Origin of the sequence: Pedobacter ghigonis (assembly GCF_903166585.1) — a bacterium.
In the GTDB taxonomy this organism is placed as follows: domain Bacteria; phylum Bacteroidota; class Bacteroidia; order Sphingobacteriales; family Sphingobacteriaceae; genus Pedobacter; species Pedobacter ghigonis.
In genome coordinates, this window is sequence record NZ_CAESCM010000004.1 from 150,713 (window position 1) to 171,018 (window position 20,306).

Consider the following 20,306-nt stretch of genomic DNA (forward strand, 5'->3'; position numbering starts at 1 on the left):
TAAAACACGGCTGCGTGATGAAGTTCATACTTTTGCGTGGCCGATTTTATTTTATACCTAACCAAATCGATATGAAAACAATTGCCTTATTCTTTTTAATAGTCATTGCCCTTGCAGCACATGCAAAAGAGATTAAACCCGATTTTATTGTTGCTGCCGATGGGAGCGGGAATTTTAAAACGGTGCAGGAAGCCATCCATGCAGTACCCGATTTCCGAAATAAAACCACCGTAATTTTCATTAAAAAAGGCACTTACAAAGAAAAACTGATTTTAGCAGCATCGAAGAAAAATGTGAAACTGATTGGCGAAAGCCTTAACGAAACCATTTTAACTTACGATGATTATGCCCAAAAGAAAAACACCTTTGGCGAAGAAAAGGGCACCTCAGGTTCATCCAGCTTTTACATTTACGGCGAAAGCTTCTCGGCAGAGAACATCACTTTCGAAAATTCGTCAGGTCCGGTTGGACAGGCCGTAGCGGTTTGGGCCGGTGGCGATAAATCGGTTTTCATCAATTGCAGGTTTTTGGGCTTTCAGGATACGCTTTATACCTACGGCGGCAACAACCGCCAGTATTATAAAAACTGTTACATTGAAGGTACAGTCGATTTCATTTTTGGCGCAGCAACCGCCTGGTTCGAAAACTGTACGCTTTATTGCAAAAAGGCAGGTTACATTACAGCAGCATCAACCGCCGATACTACCAAATTTGGGTATGTTTTTAACAAATGTACTGTTAAAGGCGATGCCCCGGCAAACAGCTTCTATTTAGGAAGGCCCTGGCGACCTTATGCAAAAGTGGCTTATCTAAACTGCACATTACCCGATTTGATCCGCCCGGAAGGCTGGAACAATTGGGGCAAGACCAGCAATGAACAAACCGCCTACTATGCTGAATACAAAAGTGTTGGAAAGGGCGCAGATCCAAATGCGAGGGCCAAATGGTCTCACCAATTAACGGATATTGAGTACAGTGCCTATATTTTGGAAAACGTTTTCCGAGGCTGGCTTCCGGAGGGCAAATAAATCATTTAAATAACTGACAATCAAAACAAAAGCACCTTAAACAAGGTGCTTTTTGCGTTTATTTTCCGGCAACGATTGCATAGATTTCTCTTCTGTTTTAGGAGCAAACAACGTACACTTGTTATACGATTAACCAAATATAATTTAACAGCATCAACAATGAAACAGATAACAGGTAGTTTCTGCCGGACAAAAATAGCGCTCACATGTATTTTAATATCAGCTGCATGTTCGGCTATTGCTCAACAAAAGCAAGCATTGCCCGTTATTCAGCAGGTTAAATTTAAAAACGACACCACCAGCATTACCAGCTTTGGTGCTAAAGGCGACGGGCTTTTTTTAAATACACAGAGCATTAACAAAACCATTGAGGCTGTAAGTCAAAAAGGTGGCGGTGTGGTGTTAATCCCTTCCGGCCTATGGTTAACCGGACCAATTGAATTAAAAAGTAATGTAAATCTACATCTAAAACGCGATGCCATCTTACAGTTCACCGATGACTTTAACCAATATAAACTGGTTCAGGGAAACTGGGAAGGACAACCGGCCTGGCGTAACCAAAGCCCTATTTCGGGGGTTAACCTACAAAATATAGCCATTACCGGCGCAGGTATTATTGATGGAAACGGCGGTGCATGGCGCATGGTAAAAAAAGATAAGCTTACCGAAACCCAATGGAAAACACTGGTAGCCTCTGGTGGCGTGGTAAGGGCCGATGGCAAAATGTGGTACCCATCAGAAAAAACGGTTAAAGGCTCGAACACCAAAAATGCCGGGGTAATTGAAGCGGGTAAAACTGCTGCCGATTATGAAGATATTAAAGACTTTCTCCGCCCTAACCTGGTGGTATTAACCGGTTGCAAAAAGGTGCTTTTAGAAGGTGTAACCTTTCAAAACTCACCCGCCTGGAACCTGCACCCCTTGCTTTGCGAAGACCTGACTTTGAGAAACCTGCAAGTTAAAAACCCATGGTTTGCACAAAACGGCGATGGTGTTGACGTAGAATCGTGCAAAAATGTATTGATTGAGGGCAGCACTTTTGATGTTGGCGATGATGGTATCTGCATTAAATCTGGCAGGGACGAAGCTGGCCGCAAACGTGGTGTACCTACCGAAAATGTAATTATCAGAAACAATGTGGTTTACCACGCGCATGGTGGTTTCGTTATCGGAAGCGAAATGAGCGGCGGAGCCAAAAATATCTGGGTATACAACTGTTCTTTCATTGGCACCGATATTGGTCTGCGTTTTAAAACCACGCGTGGTCGCGGCGGTGTGGTCGAAAATATTTATGTAAACAACATTAACATGATCGATATCCCCGGTGAAGCTATTTTGTTCGACATGTATTATGCAGCTGTTGATCCGGTTCCTTTGGCAGGCGAAAAACGCGAAGCCATTAAAACCGTTACCGTTCCGGCTACCGAAGCAACTCCTCAGTTTAAAAATTTCTACATTAAGGATGTAGTAGCCAATGGTGCCGAAAAAGCAATCTTTTTCAGGGGTTTACCCGAAATGAACATCAAGGATATTCACCTCGAAAACGTAACCATTCAATCTAAAAAAGGCATTGAAATTATTGAGGCTTCGAATATTTTCCTTAAAAACGTTAAGGTTATTACCAAAGATACCAATCCGGTTGTGCACGTACAAAATGGCAGCAATATCAATATCAACGGGCTTCAGTATAAAAATGGTGCTGAACTTTTGTTCGACATTACTGGCGAAAAAACAAAAGCCCTAAAAATAACAGGAACCGATGTTTCAAAAGCCAAAAAAACATCAGCTTTTGGCACCGAAGTAAATCAATCTGTATTGGAGATTTCAAAATAATTAAGATGAAGCGATCAATCATATACCTTACAGCAACCTTAGCGTTCCTTACTGTTTTCGTGCAAAATGGCTTGGCACAAAAGAAATTATCTGAACAGCTAACCTTAACGGCAATGGAAAAACTGTTTCAGGATACCACCTTACTTAAAGGCGCGAAAGGTCCGAAATGGACTTACGATATGGGCGTAGTTTTAGAAGGTGCAGCAGCGGTTTGGCGCAATACAGGCGAGGGAAAATATTTTAAATATGTGCAAAGCTCGATGGATGCCTATTTAGATAAAGAAGGCAACATTAGCACCTATAAAGCCGAAGATTTTAACATCGATAACGTTAAAAACGGTCGCTCGTTGCTGTTGCTTTACAAAGTTACCGGACAGCAGAAATACCTGTTGGCGGCAACCAAACTTTATGATCAGTTACAGCAACAACCGCGAACCAAAGCAGGTGGTTTCTGGCATAAGAAAATTTATCCGAACCAAATGTGGCTGGATGGATTGTACATGGGCGAGCCATTTTATGCAGAATATGCCAAACTGATGAAAAAAGATGCTGCTTTTGACGATATCGCCAAACAGTTTATTTTAATGGAGCAAAACTCGCGCGACAATAAAACAGGCTTATTGTACCATGGCTACGACGAAAGCAGGGCTGAGCAATGGGCCGATAAAACAACTGGTCGCTCACCCAATTTTTGGGCCAGAGCTATGGGCTGGTACATCATGGCATTGGTTGATGTGCTCGATAATTTCCCCGCCAATCATCCTAAAAGAGCTGAATTGTTAGCCATTCTAAACCGTACGGCAACTGCTGCTGTAAAATACCAGGATCCTAAATCGGGTGTTTGGTTCGATATTTTAGATATGCCCACCAGAAAAGGAAATTACCTGGAAAGTTCGGCTTCGAGTATGTTTGTGTATGGCCTGGCCAAAGGCGTGCGCAAAGGTTGGTTAGCCTCATCTTTTATGGCTGCCGCTAATAAAGGATACGCGGGTTTAAAGAAAGAATTTGTTGAGCCTGCCGGCAACGAAAGGATCAACCTCACCAAAACCGTTTCCGTTTCCGGGCTTGGCGGCAAACCTAAATACCGTGATGGAAGTTTTGAATACTACATCAGCGAAAAAGTAATCACCAACGATCCGAAAGGAGTTGGCGCTTTCATCTGTGCTTCGGCCGAAATGGAAATTGCAGCGTTGCCTAAAACCGGCAAGAGCTTAACCGTAACTGTCGATAATTTCTTCAACAACGAATACATAACCGGGCCAACGGGCGATAAAATCCCGTTTCATTATGTTTGGGAAGAAGACGATAACAACGGATTCTCGCTTTTTGGTAAAATATTTAACGATGCAGGTGCAAAAACTACTACGCTTAAAGCCGCACCAACAGCCGCAAACTTAAAAGGAAGCGACATTTATATCATTGTAGATCCGGATACCGAAAAAGAAACAGCCAATCCGAATTTCATGAATGCCGATTATGCTAAACAAATAGCGGCCTGGGTTAAAGCAGGTGGAGTTTTGGTCTTGCTGTTAAATGATGCGGGCAATTGCGAAATCAGCAAATTCAATGTACTGCCAGAAACTTTCGGGATTAAATTCAATGAAGACAGCCGCAATAAAGTGCAGGGTGCAAACTTCGAACAAGGGGCAGTAAAAATCCCTGAAGGAAATGCAATTTTTAAAACCGCTAAAAAAGTTTACATCAAAGAAATTTCGACAATCGTAGCTAAAGCGCCAGCCGTTTCAGCATTGACCGATAATGGCGATGTACTGATTGCTACTGCAAAATATGGTAAAGGAACAGTTTTCGCGGTTGGAGATCCCTGGTTTTACAACGAATACATTGATGGCAGAAAGTTACCTACAGATTTTGAAAACTTTAAAGCAACAAACGATCTGGTAAACTGGCTAACGAAGCAGGTTCCGGGCAAGAAATAAATGATGGTTCGTGATGACACGAACCATGGGCGCATGAAAAAGAAAAGCATTCCGTGTTAATCTGTGCCTCCATAGCAAACAGGCCCGGATCAGGCATCCCTGGCAAAAACTAACAAACAAAAAAATGAAAATAAAAATAGTATTAACCCTGATTTGTAGCACACTTATGCTGTCGTGCTTTGCGCAGCAGCCTACAGATTCGACCGCTGAAAAAATGTTGGTTTATCAGCTGGGTAATGGTGGCTGGCCAAAACAACTGGAAGATAAAAGTGTGGTTAACTATGGAGCAAGCTTAACGCCTGAGCTTTTGGCCAGGATAAAAGCCACTAAAGATTTACATGCCACCTTCGATAATAAAGCAACCAGCAGGGAGGTAGTTTATTTAGTTAAAGCGTATAAAAAAACACAGAACGCAAGCTATTTGAAGGCGGCTGAAAAAGGAATTGATTATATCCTGGAAGCACAGTATGCCAATGGTGGCTGGCCACAATATTATCCGGATAAAGCACTTTACCGTTCAGAGATCACCTATAACGATGATGCCATGATTAATGTACTCGATATCCTCGAAGACATTGTAACCCAAAAAAATGATTTTGAAGTCGTGAATGCGGCTTATATTCCAAAAGCGGAAAAAGCAGTTTCAAAAGGCATAAGCTGCATTTTAAAAACACAGGTTAAACAAAACGGGGCATTAACCATTTGGGCTGCACAATACGATAAAGACAGCCTGTTACCTGCAAAAGCACGGAATTTTGAGCCTGCATCTTTAAGCACAAGCGAATCGATGGGCATTACCCGTTTTTTAATGCGTTTTAAAAATCCTTCGCCCGAAATTAAAGCCGCCATAACCGCTGCCTACAATTGGTTTAATACCTACAAAATTGCAGGTTATCGTTTCGAAAGGGGCACCGACCCGAAAACCAAAGAAAAAAGTGCGGCACTGGTTGCCGATCAGTCATCAGTGGTTTGGGCGCGTTTTTACGACCTCGATAAAAACATCCCGATTTTCGGCGACAGGGACAACAGCATTAAGTTAAAACTGGAAGAGCTGATTCCCGAACGCAGAAACGGTTATGCCTGGTACGGTAGCTGGGCACAAAAATTTATAGAAAAAGAATATCCGAAGTGGTTAGCCACAAACGGGAAATAAACATTGTATAACTCGTCATTGCGAGGCACGAAGCAATCCTACTACTATAGCTGGGCATCACTACCGCTTTAAGATTGCTTCGTGCCTCGCAATGACGGAAATTGGAAGACCAATGATTTTAAACAAAGAAAATTTAAACAGCATCAGCAGCGAAAAGGTTACCAAACCAGGCGCTGAAATTTTGGCATTACCAGAAAAAGTAATCCAGTTTGGTACAGGCGTTTTACTGCGTGGTTTACCCGATTATTTCATCGATAAGGCCAACCGTCAGGGTATTTTTAATGGCCGCGTATTGGTTGTTAAATCGACCTCAAAAGGTGGTGCCGATGCTTTCTCACAACAAGACAACCTGTATACCCTGTGTGTTAAAGGTATTGAAGATGGGGTTAACGTTGAGGAAAATACCATCAATTCATCAATCAGCCGTGTGCTATCGGCTACACAGGACTGGGCTGAAATTTTAAAAGCAGCACATCAGCCCGAAATGCAGGTGGTAATTTCGAATACTACCGAAGTGGGTATTGTTAAAAGTGAAGATAAAATTACCGATAACCCACCACAATCTTACCCGGGCAAATTGCTTGCCTTTTTGCACGAACGTTACAAAGCCTTTAACGGTTCGGCAGAAAGCGGGATGGTAATCGTGCCAACCGAACTGATTAGCGATAATGCAGATAAACTAAAAGAGATTGTACTGAACCTGGCTATTCAGAACAAACTGGGCTGGGATTTCGAAAACTGGTTAAAAACCGCCAATCATTTCTGCAAAACCCTGGTCGATCGGATTGTACCCGGAAAATTACCTGCAGCCGAGCAAAAAGCCATTGAAAGCGAATTGGGTTACGAAGATGAACTGATGATCATGGCAGAGCCTTTCAGACTTTGGGCCATCGAATCATCGAGCGAAAAAGTAAAAGAAATCTTATCGTTTGCCAAAGCTGATAAAGGGATTTTCATTGTTCCATCAATCGATAAATTTAAAGAATTAAAACTCCGTTTATTGAACGGAACCCACACCATTAGCTGTGGGCTGGCCATTTTAGCCGGCTTTAATACGGTAAAAGAAGCCATGGCCAACGAAGAGTTTTCGGCCCACGTGCTAAAACTGATGCAGGATGAAATTGCCCCAGTTGTGGTAAACGAAGACATTACTTACGAAGAAGCCCTTGCTTTTGCAAAAAGTGTAATCGACCGTTTCAGTAACCCGGCATTAGAGCACAAGTGGCAGGCCATTACCTTAAACTACACTTCAAAATTGCAGATGCGCAACATGCCTTTAATCAGAAGGTACTACGCCTTAAAAAATGAGGTGCCTCAGCTTACTGCGCTGGGTGTAGCGGCCTACATCCTTTTCATGAATGTAGCTAAAGATGGCGATGCTTTTGTTGCAAACTTAAACGGAAAAACTTACCCTATTGACGATGAATTTGCCGGAATTTTAAACGAATACTGGAAAAATCCTGAATCTGTGGTAGACAATACCCTTGGCGACAGACGTCTTTGGGATAAAAACTTAAACAATTACCCCGGCTTTAACGCGGCCGTAAAATCGTACGTTGATTTATTACAAAATAAAGGTGCAAAAGAAACTTTAGGTAACTTGCATTCAGAAAGAACAATATAAAATGGTTACGAGAATTTTAAAAATCCATCCTAACGATAATGTCTTGGTTGCGCTTCAAAACCTGGCAAAAGGCGAAACTGTTATCCACGATGGGCAGGACTATATTTTACAGGATGACATTCCGGCCAAGCATAAATTTTTTATGCAGGATATGAACCAGGGCGACCACATTATTATGTATGGTGTGTTGGTTGGAAAGGCACAGCATTTCATCCTAAAAGGTGGCTTAATGGATACCGAAAATACCAAACATGCGTCTGATCCTTTCGAATTCCGTCCGTACCATTACGAATGGCAGGCACCTGATGTTTCTAAATTTGAAGGCCGTACATTTAATGGTTATGTCCGCAGCGATGGCCGCGTGGGAACAGCCAATTACTGGTTATTCATCCCAACTGTTTTTTGCGAAAACCGTAACCTTGATGTAATTCGCGAAGCTTTACATAACGAACTGGGGTATGCTGTAACCGACAAATACAAATCGTACGCACACCAGCTGGTAGAAGCTTATAAAAACGGCGAAATTTTAGCAGAGGCTGATCCCGCATCCATCGGGCAGGCCAATCCATCAGCCAACCGTGTTTTTAAAAATGTTGATGGTATAAAGTTCTTAAATCACCAGGGTGGTTGTGGTGGTACCCGTCAGGATGCTGCCGTTTTGAGCAAGTTATTGGCGGCTTATGCCGATCACCCCAATGTGGCCGGTGTTACCGTTTTAAGTCTGGGCTGCCAGAATCTGCAGGTGCATGATTTTATGGAAGACCTGAAACACCGCAGCCCTAATTTCGATAAACCATTATTTGTTTTCGAACAGCAGCAATCGCAAAGTGAAGAACAACTGGTTAAAGAAGCCATTAGAAAAACTTTTATCGGCTTAACCGAAATCAATAAAATAGAACGCCAGCCAGCACCATTAAACAAATTGGTATTGGGCGTTAAATGTGGCGGTAGCGATGGTTTTAGTGGCATTAGCGCTAACCCTGCGGTGGGTTATACCTCCGATTTATTAGTAGCTTTAGGCGGAACAGTACTGCTGGCTGAGTTCCCTGAGCTATGCGGCGCGGAACAACAGCTAATCGACCGTACTAAAGACGAAACTGCTGCTCGTAAGTTTATCCAGTTAATGACAGCTTACAACCAATCGGCCGAAAATGTAGGTTCGGGCTTTTTCATGAACCCCTCACCAGGCAACATTAAAGATGGCTTAATTACCGATGCGATAAAAAGCACCGGTGCTGCAAAGAAAGGTGGTACATCGCCGGTTGAAGATGTTTTGGATTATACCGAACCTGCAACCAAACCAGGCCTCAATTTAGTTTGTACACCCGGTAACGATGTAGAAGCCACTACAGGTAAAGCGGCATCGGGCGCAACCCTCATTTTATTTACCACCGGCCTGGGTACACCTACCGGAAATCCCGTTTGCCCAACCATTAAAGTATCGACCAACAATGCCCTAACCAAACGTATGGGCGATATTATCGATATCAATTGTGGTCCGGTTATCGAAGGCGAAAAAACCATCGAACAAATGGGCGAGGATATTTTGGAATACTGCATTAAAGCCGCAAGCGGCGAGGTGATTCCAAAGGCCGTCTTATTAAATCAAGACGATTTTATTCCGTGGAAACGCGGTGTGAGCCTTTAATTGCGCCATGGTCAGTGTCCGCACTGACCACAAAGATTAAACTTAATCTTAATTCCGGCTTGTGGAGACACAAGCCGGAACAAACAGAAATATTAACCAGATATGACCAGAACAACATTCATATCGTACATCTAACCATAGCATGAAACCTTTTTTAGACGAAAATTTTCTTTTGGAAAGCAAAACTGCGGAGAAACTTTACCACAATTTTGCCAAACCATTACCCATTATAGATTACCACAATCACCTCATCCCGGAGCAAATTGCCAACAACACACAATTTGCCAATATGAGCCAGGTTTGGCTGGCCGGCGACCATTACAAATGGCGGGCCATGCGTGCCAATGGCGTGGATGAAAAATATATCACTGGCGCAGGTTCAGATTTTGAAAAGTTCGAGAAATGGGCAGAAACCGTCCCTTACACTTTGCGTAACCCTTTATACCATTGGACACATCTAGAACTTCAGCGTTATTTCGGCATTACTGATTTACTTTCGGGCAAAACCGCACAGAAAATTTACGAGGAATGCGCTGCTAAACTGCAAACACCCGAATATTCGGTACGTGGCTTATTGGCAAAAATGAATGTAGAATCGGTTTGCACTACCGACGATCCTTTAGATAGCCTGAACTTTCACCAGCAATTGGCGAGAGAAGGTGCAAACCTTAAAATGTTACCTGCTTTTCGTCCAGATAAGGCCATGAACAGCGATGATATTGAAGGTTTAAACGAATACATTGATAAACTGGAAAGCGTAGTGGATAAAACCATCAGCAGTTTTCAGGATTATATCGATGCGTTGAAAAGCCGTCACGATTACTTTGCAGCTAATGGCTGTTCGGTATCTGATCATGGTTTAGAGCAAATTTATGCCGAAGATTATACCGAAGCCGAAATCAGCGCTATTTTTGATAAAATCCGTGGTAAAAAAGGAATTTCTTACGAAGAGAACCTGAAATTCAAATCAGCCATGCTGGTTTATTTTGCCGAATGGGACCACGAAAAAGGCTGGGTACAGCAATACCATTTAGGTGCACTACGCAACAACAATGCCCGCATGTTAAGGCAATTAGGCCCTGATACCGGCTGGGATTCGATTGGCGATTTTAGCCAGGCGCGTATGCTTTCTAAATTCTTAAACCGTTTAGACAATCAGGATAAACTGGCCAAAACCATCATCTATAACCTTAATCCTGCCGATAACGAATTAATTGCCACCATGATTGGCAATTTTAACGATGGCTCGGTAGCTGGCAAAGTACAGTTTGGATCGGCCTGGTGGTTTTTAGATCAAAAAGACGGTATGATTAAACAATTAAATGCACTATCGAACATGGGACTTTTAAGTCGCCTGGTGGGTATGCTTACCGATTCGCGCAGTTTCCTTTCTTTCCCACGTCACGAATATTTCAGAAGGATTGTTTGTAACCTGTTTGGCACCGACATTGAAAACGGAGAATTGCCTAACGACCTGGAGTGGGTTGGTAAAATTGTGCAGGATATTTCGTACTTTAACGCAAAAAATTACTTTAAATTTTAACCAAAATCAGGCTTTAACGAAGAATTTCATTGGATTCAACGCATTTCAAACGTTTTACTTCCATTTTCATACCGTTGCAGAAAACAGCATGAAAAAAGCCGATTATCTACAAAAATGAGTACCCAAATATTCGATTCATCAAAAAAAGGAAAAAAAGTTTTAAGCTTTGGTGAAATACTTTTACGCATCTGTCCGGATATGGATGGCCAATGGTTAAAAGAAAACAAACTGCCGTTTTATGTGGGAGGTGCCGAACTTAATGTGGCCACCGCCTTAGCCTTGTGGAATGTACCTTCGGCTTACTTGTCGGCTGTGCCCGATAACTCTGTAACCCGCGAAATTGTGGAATATCTTAATGTCCGCAATATCGATACTACGCCAATGGTTTACGATGGCGAGCGTTTGGGCCTCTACTATTTACCAAAAGGAAAAGACCTTAAAAATGCTGGTGTAATTTACGATCGGGCCAATTCGGCCTATGCGGGTTTAAAAGTTGGACAAATTAACTGGGACGAAGTTTTTGAAGATGTAGCCTGGTTCCATTTCAGCGCCATCTGCCCAGCCATTAACCAAAATATTGCCGATGTATGCCTGGAAGCACTTAAAGCCGCCAGTGCTAAAAACATTACCATCTCTTTAGATTTAAACTACCGCGCCAAGCTTTGGAAATACGGCAAAGAGCCAATCGATATTTTACCTGAGCTGGCTAAATATTGTACCTTAATTATGGGCAATGTTTGGGCTGCAAATAAGATGCTGGGTACAGCACTCCACCCCGATTTGCTGCCAACCGAAGGTTATGCAAAAGAAACGTTACTGCAACAAGCAACTGATACTTCTAAAGAAATATTAAGTTTGTTTCCGGCATGTAAAGCTGTAGCCAATACCTTCAGGTTCGATCACGGCAAAGGCATCCGTTATTATACCGCCATTTATACCAACAACGAACTAACCGTTTCAGAAGAATATGTTTCGGAAGAAATTTTAGACAAGGTGGGTAGCGGCGATTGCTTTATGGGCGGATTGATTTATGGTTTCTACAACGGTTTACCGGCTAAAGAAACCTTAAATTTTGCTACCGCAGCCGCATACGATAAATTATACATTGCAAGTGATGCCACAACCAGCACCGTGGCCGATATAGAAAAACGAATTATATAACCATGATCAGTAACAAGCACAAAATTTTAGATGCCATTTTAGAGCAAGGCATGCTACCCCTTTTTTATCAGGATAGCGAAGTAGGAAGTGTAGAAATATTGCGTACCCTGTATAAAGCCGGTGTTCGTGTTTTCGAATACACCAACCGCGGTAAATCAGCCTTGCCTAATTTTAAAAAGCTAAAAGAAATCCGCGATGCAGAAATGCCCGACCTTTATTTGGGTATTGGTACCATTAAAACCCCTGCTGATGCGAATGCTTTTATTGAGGCCGGAACCGATTTTATTGTTGCGCCGATTATCAATCCGGCTGTTGCCGAAATTGCCAACAAAATAGGCATGCTATGGATTCCGGGTTGTATGACCCCAACCGAAATTAGCGTGGCACAAGAACACAAAGCCATGCTGATTAAAATTTTCCCCGCTAATATTTTAGGCCCCGAATTTATTTCTTCAATTAAAGATTTATTTGCCGGGCAGCTATTTATGCCAACCGGAGGTGTAGAAATTGATGCCGATAACTTAAAAACCTGGTTTAAAGCTGGTGTTTGCGCAGTTGGTATGGGCAGTAAACTAATCAGTAAAGATGTGATGAGCAAAGGTCTTTACGATGAACTGTACGAAAATACCCAACTGGCACTCAACCTCATTAAACAAAGTAAATAACCCCAATCCCTAACCACACACAACCGAAATGAGCCAAACAAAAATGAGCAAATACAGATGGACGATATGTACACTGTTATTTGTTGCAACCACCATTAACTATTTAGATCGACAGGTACTCTCACTTACATGGAAAGACTATTTTGTTCCCGAATTTCATTGGACAGATAGCGACTATGGAACCATTACGGCACTGTTCTCTCTTTTTTATGCTGGATCGATGTTGGTTGCAGGACGTTTTGTTGACTGGATGGATACCAAAAAAGGTTTCCTCTGGGCCATCGGAATCTGGTCGGTAGGTGCATGTATCCACGCTTTTTGTGGTATTGCCACTTCAGGCATTATTACGGGTACCTGGGCCATGAGTTTTGCAGGAGCAAAGCAGGCACTTTCTACCGTTGGTAATACGACCTTAATTTTATCAACCAGCCTTTCGCTGTTCATTTTTGCCCGTTTTGTACTGGCCCTGGGCGAGGCAGGAAACTTTCCGGCAGCCATTAAAGCTACCGCAGAGTATTTCCCTAAAAAAGACCGTGCATTTGCCACCAGTATCTTTAATGCGGGTGCAACTGTTGGTGCTTTGGCCGCTCCTGTTACCATACCGTACATTGCCGAGGCTTATGGCTGGGAAATGTCATTCATTATCATTGGTGCCTTAGGTTTTATCTGGATGTTCTTCTGGATTATACTTTATGGCAAGCCAGAAAACCACCCACGTGTAAGCAAAACTGAGCTGGCTTATATCCAGCAGGATATTGTTGCGCATGAGCAAGTGAGCGAAACGGTTACTGCAGCATCGCCAACAAAGAAATTATCATTTACCGATTGCCTTAAGTTTAAACAAACCTGGGCCTTTGCTTTTGGTAAGTTCATGACTGATGGTGTTTGGTGGTTCTACCTGTTCTGGTCGCCGGCTTACCTGAAAGATATTTACAAAATGAGCGGTACTGAAAGTGCTTTCCCACTATTTATATTGTACGTAATTACCTTGTTATCGATTATCGGAGGCTGGTTGCCATCTTATTTTATCGGTAAGAAAAACATGAACCCTTACGATGGAAGGATGAAATCGATGTTAATTTTTGCTTTCTTCCCATTATTGGCCTTAATGGCTCAACCTTTAGGACATTACACCTACTGGTTACCGGTAATTATCATCGGTATTGCAGGTGCTGCACACCAGGCCTGGTCGGCAAATATATTTACTACCGTAAGTGATATGTTTCCTCGTCAGGCCATTGCTACCGTAACCGGAATTGGCGGTATGGCCGGAGGCTTAGGATCATTTTTCATCAACAAAGGCTCAGGCGTACTGTTTACCTATGCCGGCGATACCCAAATGACTTTTATGGGTTTCCAGGGTAAAGAGGCAGGTTATTTTATCGTTTTCTCTTTCTGTGCTATTGCTTATTTAATTGGATGGACAGTGATGAAAGCACTTGTTCCGAAATATAAAGTGATAGAAGTTAAATAATTCAAAACAAAAGATTTAGGCATCATAACAAGTGCCTAAATCTTAATACTTTTTTTAAAAACGTTAATCTATACTTAAACTATAGACTAACAATTATAAACCCTAACAACCAAACCAAAATTGAGTACACCGCTAAACCTCGAAAGTATTTTCGTTGAAGAGAGCCAGATTCCAGATGAATTTAGGCTCAAGGAAGAAATCAATCAGAAAGAATTCCTTTCCAATGGTGAAATGAAACCCTGGAACGGACCTTTTAACGAAGTTTTTTCTCCCGTATGTATTAAAACTCCAGAAGGTTTAAAACGAAAACGGATTGGAAGTTTCCCGGTATGTACCGAAAAGGAATCGACAGAAGCTTTAGATGCTGCAGTGGCGGCTTACGACAATGGTCGTGGCCAGTGGCCAACCATGAGCGTTGCCGATCGTATTGCCTGCGTAGAAAACTTTACCCATAAAATGATTGAGCAAAAAGAGATTGTTGCCAAACTGATTATGTGGGAAATCGGTAAATCCTATGCCGATTCGGTAAAAGAGTTCGACCGTACGGTTGAATATATCTATGCTACCATTGATGCGTTAAAAGATATCGACAGACAATCTTCGCGTTTTGAAATAGAGCAGGGTATTGTGGCCCAGGTGCGTCGTTCGCCGCTTGGGGTAGTACTTTGTATGGGGCCGTTTAATTATCCTTTAAACGAAACCTTTACCACTTTAATTCCGGCTTTGATTATGGGCAACACGCTTTTATTCAAACCACCTAAACACGGTACTTTATTGCACTACCCTTTATTAGAGGCTTTTCGCTCTAGTTTTCCGAAGGGAGTGGTAAATACCATTTACGGCCGAGGTAATACTATTGTTCCGGGTTTAATGAAATCAGGGAAAATTAATGTACTTACGCTGATCGGTTCGAGCAAGGTGGCCAACGAGCTGAAAAAACTACACCCTAAAGTAAACCGTTTAAGGGCCATTTTAGGCCTTGATGCCAAGAATGCAGCCATTATAACCAAAGATGCAGATCTTGATCTGGCAGTTTCTGAAACCGTATTGGGTTCGCTTTCTTTTAACGGACAGCGTTGTACCGCAATTAAAATTGTTTATGTACACCGCAGCCTGGCGCAGGAGTTCTTAAAACGTTTATCGGCCGAGGTAGAAAAATTAAAATTCGGTATGCCATGGGAAAAAGGCGTAAACCTTACCCCCTTGCCAGAATTAAATAAACCCGAATATTTAAAAGATTGTATCGATGATGCTGTTGTACACGGTGCCAAGGTAATTAACAAAAACGGCGGACAAACCCTCGAAACCTTTGTTTATCCTGCCATTGTTTATCCGGTTAACAGCAATATGAAACTTTACCGCGAAGAGCAGTTTGGCCCGATTGTACCTGTGGTACCTTTTGATGATTTAGAAGAACCAATAGAGTACTTAATCGGTTCGCCACACGGCCAGCAGGTGAGTATTTTCAGTAACAACGCAGCGGTTATTTCTTCGTTAATCGATCCTTTGGTTAACCAGGTGAGCCGCGTAAACATCAACTGCCAGTGCCAGCGTGGCCCGGATGTGTTTCCGTTTACCGGCCGTAAAGATAGTGCCGAAGGTACACTCTCGGTTGTAGATGCGTTGCGTTCGTTCTCGATCAGATCACTGGTAGCCACTAAGTTTACCGATAGCAATAAAAAACTTTTGAACGAGATTGTTAAAGGAGATGATTCGAACTTCTTAAGTACGAAGTATATTTTCTAGTTTCTGTCATTCTGAACATAGTGAAGAATCTGTTTAAGAGGAGTCAGCTGTTACCAGCTGACTCTTTTTATATCTGGTTTAATTGCTATACCCCATTCTTGAAAGATTACAACATAGCCATGGTCGTCATTTCGAGCGGAGTGCAACGAAGTCGAGAACCATGTAGTGCTCAGCAAAGCTAATCTTAAAACTTATGCATTACGATTCCCAATCAAGTTGGGAATGACGGATTGCCTATAGCCGTTAATGACGAACCCCGTAGGCTCCTTAATAATTATTATAATAATAGCCAATATCATCAACCAGCTGGTTATAAATCGGCTTGGTAAACTCCAGAAACAAAGTACTTGGTGGCGGTGGAAGCAGCTCCCTGCGTTTTGTCATGGCCAGTTGCTGTTTGCTTAATGCCCGGTCGTCGCCTTTATAACTCGCCCAACTGTCTCTCCATACATAAGTTCCCGGAAATTTTTGCTGGCGCACCAGTTTTTTAGTATTCCAGTCCATAATACTCATATCCAGCAAGCCTGAAGATGAAATATTCTTTTCAAAAATACTGAGCGTGGCCTTAACCGTGCCGTAAATGGGTTTTCTTTCCCGTGTTTCGCCAATTACTACACTATCGCGTTTGAGCTTTTCCACGCGTTCTTTCACGTAAGTCTGCCCAACTACAAAATTATCGAAATTTAGGCTCAATACCTGGTCGGGAACAATTTTCTGCTCAGTAGCCTGCTGCTCTCCATAAAAAATCACAAATTTATTGCGCGCATATTTACCAATAAACTGATCGATTTGCTGTTGAAAATAATCGGCACTTAATTTATACAGGCTGCTGTTTACAATAATGGGTTGCACCACTACACGGGTAACCGCGGCCCAATAGGCATCTTCCATTTTTGCTTTCGCATCCTTGTAATTCGGTTGCAGGTTCAGTGTTTTTTCGAACTCGTAATAAGCTTTTTTTGCTGCCAAACGGTTATTTTCCCTTAAGTAACCTAAGCCTGAGTTGTATCTCGCTCCCGCAGCCATGTATTTACTATCTGCAAGCTCATTGATATATTTCGAAGGGCTGGGCACTATAGCCAAACAAGCCGGACAGCTGTTGATATCATCGGCCAGCTGGTTTATTTTCTGGTAATCGTACATAATCGATTCCCATCTGAACAAGTCGTTCGATAATTTGGCCTCATCAATTCTCCGCAAATGACTCTGCAAGGCCAAATCATAAGCAGTTTTAAGCACCTGCATCGCTTCGGTGTTTTTAGGCGAGTTTTGCAACCTGCTAACCGCCTTATTTACCGACGCATCGTAGTCGCCTTTTTGCAGCGCATTCTTTCCTGTGGTACATCCTCCAATAATTATTAAGGATAAATAAATAAAATACCGTAATCTTGAAACGTTTTCCATGGCAGAGGTTTTTGCGTTAATAAACAAATATACTTTTGTAAGGCAATAATTTCCCTATTTATTTAGAAGACGATTGATCATGAAGATTAGTTACAAAGAATTTGAATTAGCATTAAAGCACCCGTTCTCGATATCCAAATTTACCCGAACCAGCACACCTTTAATGCTGCTTAAAATAACTTACGAGGGAATTACAGGTTACGGAGAGGCCTCAATGGTGCCTTACATGGGCGAAAGTTACGAAACGGCTTCAAGCTTTTTAAAACAGGTAGATTTAAGCGCGTTTAAACATCCTTTCAATTTTGGGGAGATTATTAGCTATCTCGATAGCATTGCGCCCGGACAGCCCGCTATAAAAGCTGCTATCGACATTGCATTGAACGATATACAAGGGAAAATTTTAAATAAACCCTGCTATGAAATTTATGGGGCAACCCCCACCCAAATGCCTGTTACCTCTTATACCGTTGGTATTGATACGCCCGAAGTTATCCGCGAAAAACTGAAAGATGCCAGTGCCTTTAAGGTAATCAAAGTTAAACTGGGCAGAGATAACGATCAGGAGATTATCGAAACCATCCGTAGCATGACTCAGGTGCCTCTATATGTTGATGCCAACCAGGGTTGGAAAGACCGCATTAAGGCCATTGATCTGATTTACTGGCTGCATAACAATGGTGTGGTTCTAATTGAACAGCCTATGGATAAAAATGATTTGGCTGGTAACGCCTGGTTAACCGAACGCAGCCCGATTCCGCTACTGGCCGATGAAGCAGTACAGCGTTTAGCCGATATGGACAAGTTGAAAGGCGCTTACCACGGGATTAATGTAAAACTGATGAAAAGCTGTGGCATGTACGAAGGCCATCAGATGATTTTGAAAGCCCGTGCTTTTGGAATGAAGGTTTTAATTGGCTGCATGAGCGAAACCAGCTGTGCAACATTAGCTGCAGCCGCGTTAGCACCATTGTGCAACTGGGCAGATTTAGATGGTCCATGGTTAACCAAAAACAATCCTTTTACCGCTCCGGCTTTCGAAAATGGAAGATATATTTTAAAAGATTTACCCGGATTAGGACTTGAAGGTGTTAATGAGCTGATGTGGAATGAATAGCCAAAATGCACATTCAATCATTCAGTCATTCAACAATTCAATCCTTTTATAATTTTGGATCTTTTTCCTTAAAGCTTTTCCTGATGTCTTTGGTAAGCTGATACTTGAAATAAAACAAGCAGCAGGTTACCCCCACTAAAAATCCTGCAGGAAGATATTTCGCGTTGTTGTAACACCAAACCAATCCAAAAATAGAAAGGATAATGGCCAGGTTATAGAAGATATTTAAAGCAAATTTTTTACCCACGTGGAAATGAATGATTAAATGAGAAAATTTTTAATGAGCGAATGTCGGCTTATTACCTGAGCATTCACTCATTAAAAACTCAATAATTATATTTAGTAAACCGGCATATTCGGATCGTAAGCCTCTTGCCAGGCCAAAATCCCGCCTTTTAAATTGTAAAGGTTATCTAATCCGTATTGTTGTTCTAACTGCATTACAGCTGCAGCACTTCTTTTACCACTACGGCACTGAATAATTACTGGTTTATCTTTCGCAACCTTATCAGCCTCAATTAAAATTCCACCCAACGGAATATTTTCACCGTTTAGATTAGAAACTTCATATTCGAATGTTTCACGAACATCAATTAATTGAAAATCTTCATTGTTGTCGATTTTCTCTTTTAGTTCTTGTACCGATATTTCTTTCATTTTATTAAATGTATTTATGCAAATATAAGAAAATCAGCCTTACTGCCTCCATCAAAAAAATGCCATAAAATTTTGCTAAAAACTGTAACAACTTAAACCCTTAGGCGTTTAATTATAAATAGTTACAAATGGACAAACTGAACCGTTTCTTTTGGTTTTGCTCTGGCGCTCATATCCCGACACTGGAAAAATATCCTTCAGAACAAAATAAATATACCGGCATTGGTGCCACCATCTTTTTTACAGGCTTATTTGCAGCCCTTTCAGGCGGTTATGCCATGTATTTTGTATTTAAAGGCGATGATCTGGCGGTAATTTTTGCCATCATTTTCGGCTTTTTGTGGGGCGCTGCCATTTTTAATATGGACCGTTACATCGTATCCAGCATCAATAAAAGCGCAAGTACCAATAAGCAGCTGCTACAGGCAACGCCACGTATTTTACTCGCCATTATGATTGGGATGGTAATTTCGAGACCAATTGAGCTTAAAATTTTTGATAAAGAGATTAAAGAACGGTTAAAAGTGAGCTACCTGAATGGCCAGCGCGCTAAAATAGATACCCTGAATAAAGCTTTCGAGAAAAAATACCAGGTAGAATTTGGCCGTTTAAACCAGCAAAAAGCTACCCGCGATTCGCTCGAAAAAGGCATTAAATCCGACCGGCAAAAACTGAACTTTGAAATATTCGGGAATAAAACAACCGAAACATCAGGTGTAATGGGTTATGGCCCTTATGCCAAACGCAAGGAAGCCGAAATTGCACAACGCACAGCAGAGCTCGATTCGCTCAAAGCAACCATTAATAAATCGGAAACTTTTGTTGATAAACGCAAAGAATTTGATGGCCTGTTTACCGAAAAACTATACACCAAAAAGCAATTAGACAGCCTCGCCAACATTGCAGGTTTTGCCGATCGTAACTGGGCACTTGGTCAGCTTAAATTTAACGTAGATGGCAGCCGCGACAATAACACCGCAATTGCAGTAACTTTTATTGGCCTGCTGTTTATCTTCTTCGAATGTTTGCCTGTATTTGTTAAACTGATGAGCGCCCGTGGCCCTTACGATTATGCCATTGCCGACGGAGATGAGGTTTCGATCTACCATTCTAAAAAAGATAAAGATTTTCATTTTGAAGTCGCCGATAATATCCACGAAACCCGGGTCGATTCAGAATCATCCAAACGAAAGGAAATTATTAAAGGAAAAGCCTACCGCGACCTGGAAAAATACGACTGGGACAGCTAGGTTTGAGGGAATAGGGAAAGTGAAAGGTTTATCAATGGTTTATAGTTGATGGCTTATAGTCAACGGCCA

Annotated in this window: 16 protein-coding genes; 13 read left to right on the top strand and 3 right to left on the bottom strand. The window is 41.9% G+C overall.

Features of this window, described 5'->3' with window-relative positions; all coding sequences use genetic code 11:
* Positions 1–71: 71 nt before the first annotated feature.
* The 11 genes from HWV58_RS08365 (at position 72) to HWV58_RS08415 (ending at position 15,812) form a co-directional block, all read left to right on the top strand.
* Complete coding sequence (locus HWV58_RS08365; RefSeq protein WP_175633668.1) at positions 72–1,028, top strand: pectinesterase family protein; 957 nt, start codon at positions 72–74, stop codon at positions 1,026–1,028.
* Between the two features lie 159 nt (positions 1,029–1,187).
* Positions 1,188–2,861 (top strand): glycoside hydrolase family 28 protein, encoded by a 1,674-nt coding sequence (locus tag HWV58_RS08370; protein WP_175633669.1) that lies wholly within the window; start codon positions 1,188–1,190, stop codon positions 2,859–2,861.
* Positions 2,862–2,866: 5 nt separating this feature from the next.
* Complete coding sequence (locus tag HWV58_RS08375; RefSeq protein ID WP_175633670.1) at positions 2,867–4,798, top strand: glycoside hydrolase family 88/105 protein; 1,932 nt, start codon at positions 2,867–2,869, stop codon at positions 4,796–4,798.
* A gap of 124 nt (positions 4,799–4,922) precedes the next feature.
* A complete protein-coding gene (pelA, locus tag HWV58_RS08380; protein ID WP_175633671.1) occupies positions 4,923–5,951 on the top strand; it encodes a pectate lyase in 1,029 nt (342 codons plus the stop codon).
* A 112-nt stretch (positions 5,952–6,063) separates the two neighbouring features.
* Positions 6,064–7,575 (top strand): tagaturonate reductase, encoded by a 1,512-nt coding sequence (locus HWV58_RS08385; RefSeq protein ID WP_175633672.1) that lies wholly within the window; start codon positions 6,064–6,066, stop codon positions 7,573–7,575.
* Position 7,576: 1 nt separating this feature from the next.
* Positions 7,577–9,223: a UxaA family hydrolase gene (locus HWV58_RS08390; RefSeq protein WP_175633673.1), complete on the top strand. Its 1,647-nt coding sequence runs from the start codon at positions 7,577–7,579 to the stop codon at positions 9,221–9,223.
* Positions 9,224–9,365: 142 nt separating this feature from the next.
* Positions 9,366–10,766 carry a glucuronate isomerase gene (gene uxaC, locus HWV58_RS08395; protein WP_175633674.1) on the top strand — a complete coding sequence of 467 codons (1,401 nt, stop codon included), beginning with the start codon at positions 9,366–9,368 and terminating at the stop codon, positions 10,764–10,766.
* A 114-nt stretch (positions 10,767–10,880) separates the two neighbouring features.
* The gene (locus HWV58_RS08400; RefSeq protein ID WP_175633675.1) at positions 10,881–11,927 is read left to right on the top strand and encodes a sugar kinase; all 1,047 of its coding nucleotides are present in this window, start codon (positions 10,881–10,883) and stop codon (positions 11,925–11,927) included.
* A gap of 2 nt (positions 11,928–11,929) precedes the next feature.
* Positions 11,930–12,592 carry a beta/alpha barrel domain-containing protein gene (locus HWV58_RS08405; protein ID WP_175633676.1) on the top strand — a complete coding sequence of 221 codons (663 nt, stop codon included), beginning with the start codon at positions 11,930–11,932 and terminating at the stop codon, positions 12,590–12,592.
* A gap of 28 nt (positions 12,593–12,620) precedes the next feature.
* Positions 12,621–14,066 carry an MFS transporter gene (locus HWV58_RS08410; protein ID WP_175633677.1) on the top strand — a complete coding sequence of 482 codons (1,446 nt, stop codon included), beginning with the start codon at positions 12,621–12,623 and terminating at the stop codon, positions 14,064–14,066.
* Positions 14,067–14,186: 120 nt separating this feature from the next.
* Positions 14,187–15,812 carry an NADP-dependent glyceraldehyde-3-phosphate dehydrogenase gene (locus HWV58_RS08415; RefSeq protein WP_175633678.1) on the top strand — a complete coding sequence of 542 codons (1,626 nt, stop codon included), beginning with the start codon at positions 14,187–14,189 and terminating at the stop codon, positions 15,810–15,812.
* Between the two features lie 267 nt (positions 15,813–16,079).
* Here HWV58_RS08415 and HWV58_RS08420 read toward each other — a convergent pair whose 3' ends face one another.
* Positions 16,080–17,216: a hypothetical protein gene (locus HWV58_RS08420; RefSeq protein WP_175633679.1), complete on the bottom strand. Its 1,137-nt coding sequence runs from the start codon at positions 17,214–17,216 to the stop codon at positions 16,080–16,082.
* 79 nt (positions 17,217–17,295) lie between these two features.
* Here HWV58_RS08420 and HWV58_RS08425 point away from each other — a divergent pair, with 79 nt between their 5' ends.
* A complete protein-coding gene (locus HWV58_RS08425) occupies positions 17,296–18,330 on the top strand; it encodes a dipeptide epimerase (protein ID WP_175633680.1) in 1,035 nt (344 codons plus the stop codon).
* Between the two features lie 46 nt (positions 18,331–18,376).
* On the opposite strand, the gene HWV58_RS08430 is transcribed toward HWV58_RS08425, so the two are convergent.
* Together HWV58_RS08430 and HWV58_RS08435 are read right to left on the bottom strand one after the other, a co-directional pair.
* Positions 18,377–18,577 (bottom strand): DUF6358 family protein, encoded by a 201-nt coding sequence (locus HWV58_RS08430; protein ID WP_124561953.1) that lies wholly within the window; start codon positions 18,575–18,577, stop codon positions 18,377–18,379.
* A 92-nt stretch (positions 18,578–18,669) separates the two neighbouring features.
* Complete coding sequence (locus tag HWV58_RS08435) at positions 18,670–18,987, bottom strand: rhodanese-like domain-containing protein (RefSeq protein WP_124561952.1); 318 nt, start codon at positions 18,985–18,987, stop codon at positions 18,670–18,672.
* A 128-nt stretch (positions 18,988–19,115) separates the two neighbouring features.
* On the opposite strand from HWV58_RS08435, the gene HWV58_RS08440 reads away from it, so the two are divergent.
* On the top strand, positions 19,116–20,237 hold the full coding sequence (locus tag HWV58_RS08440; protein WP_175633681.1) for a DUF4407 domain-containing protein: 1,122 nt from the start codon (positions 19,116–19,118) through the stop codon (positions 20,235–20,237).
* Positions 20,238–20,306: the final 69 nt, after the last annotated feature.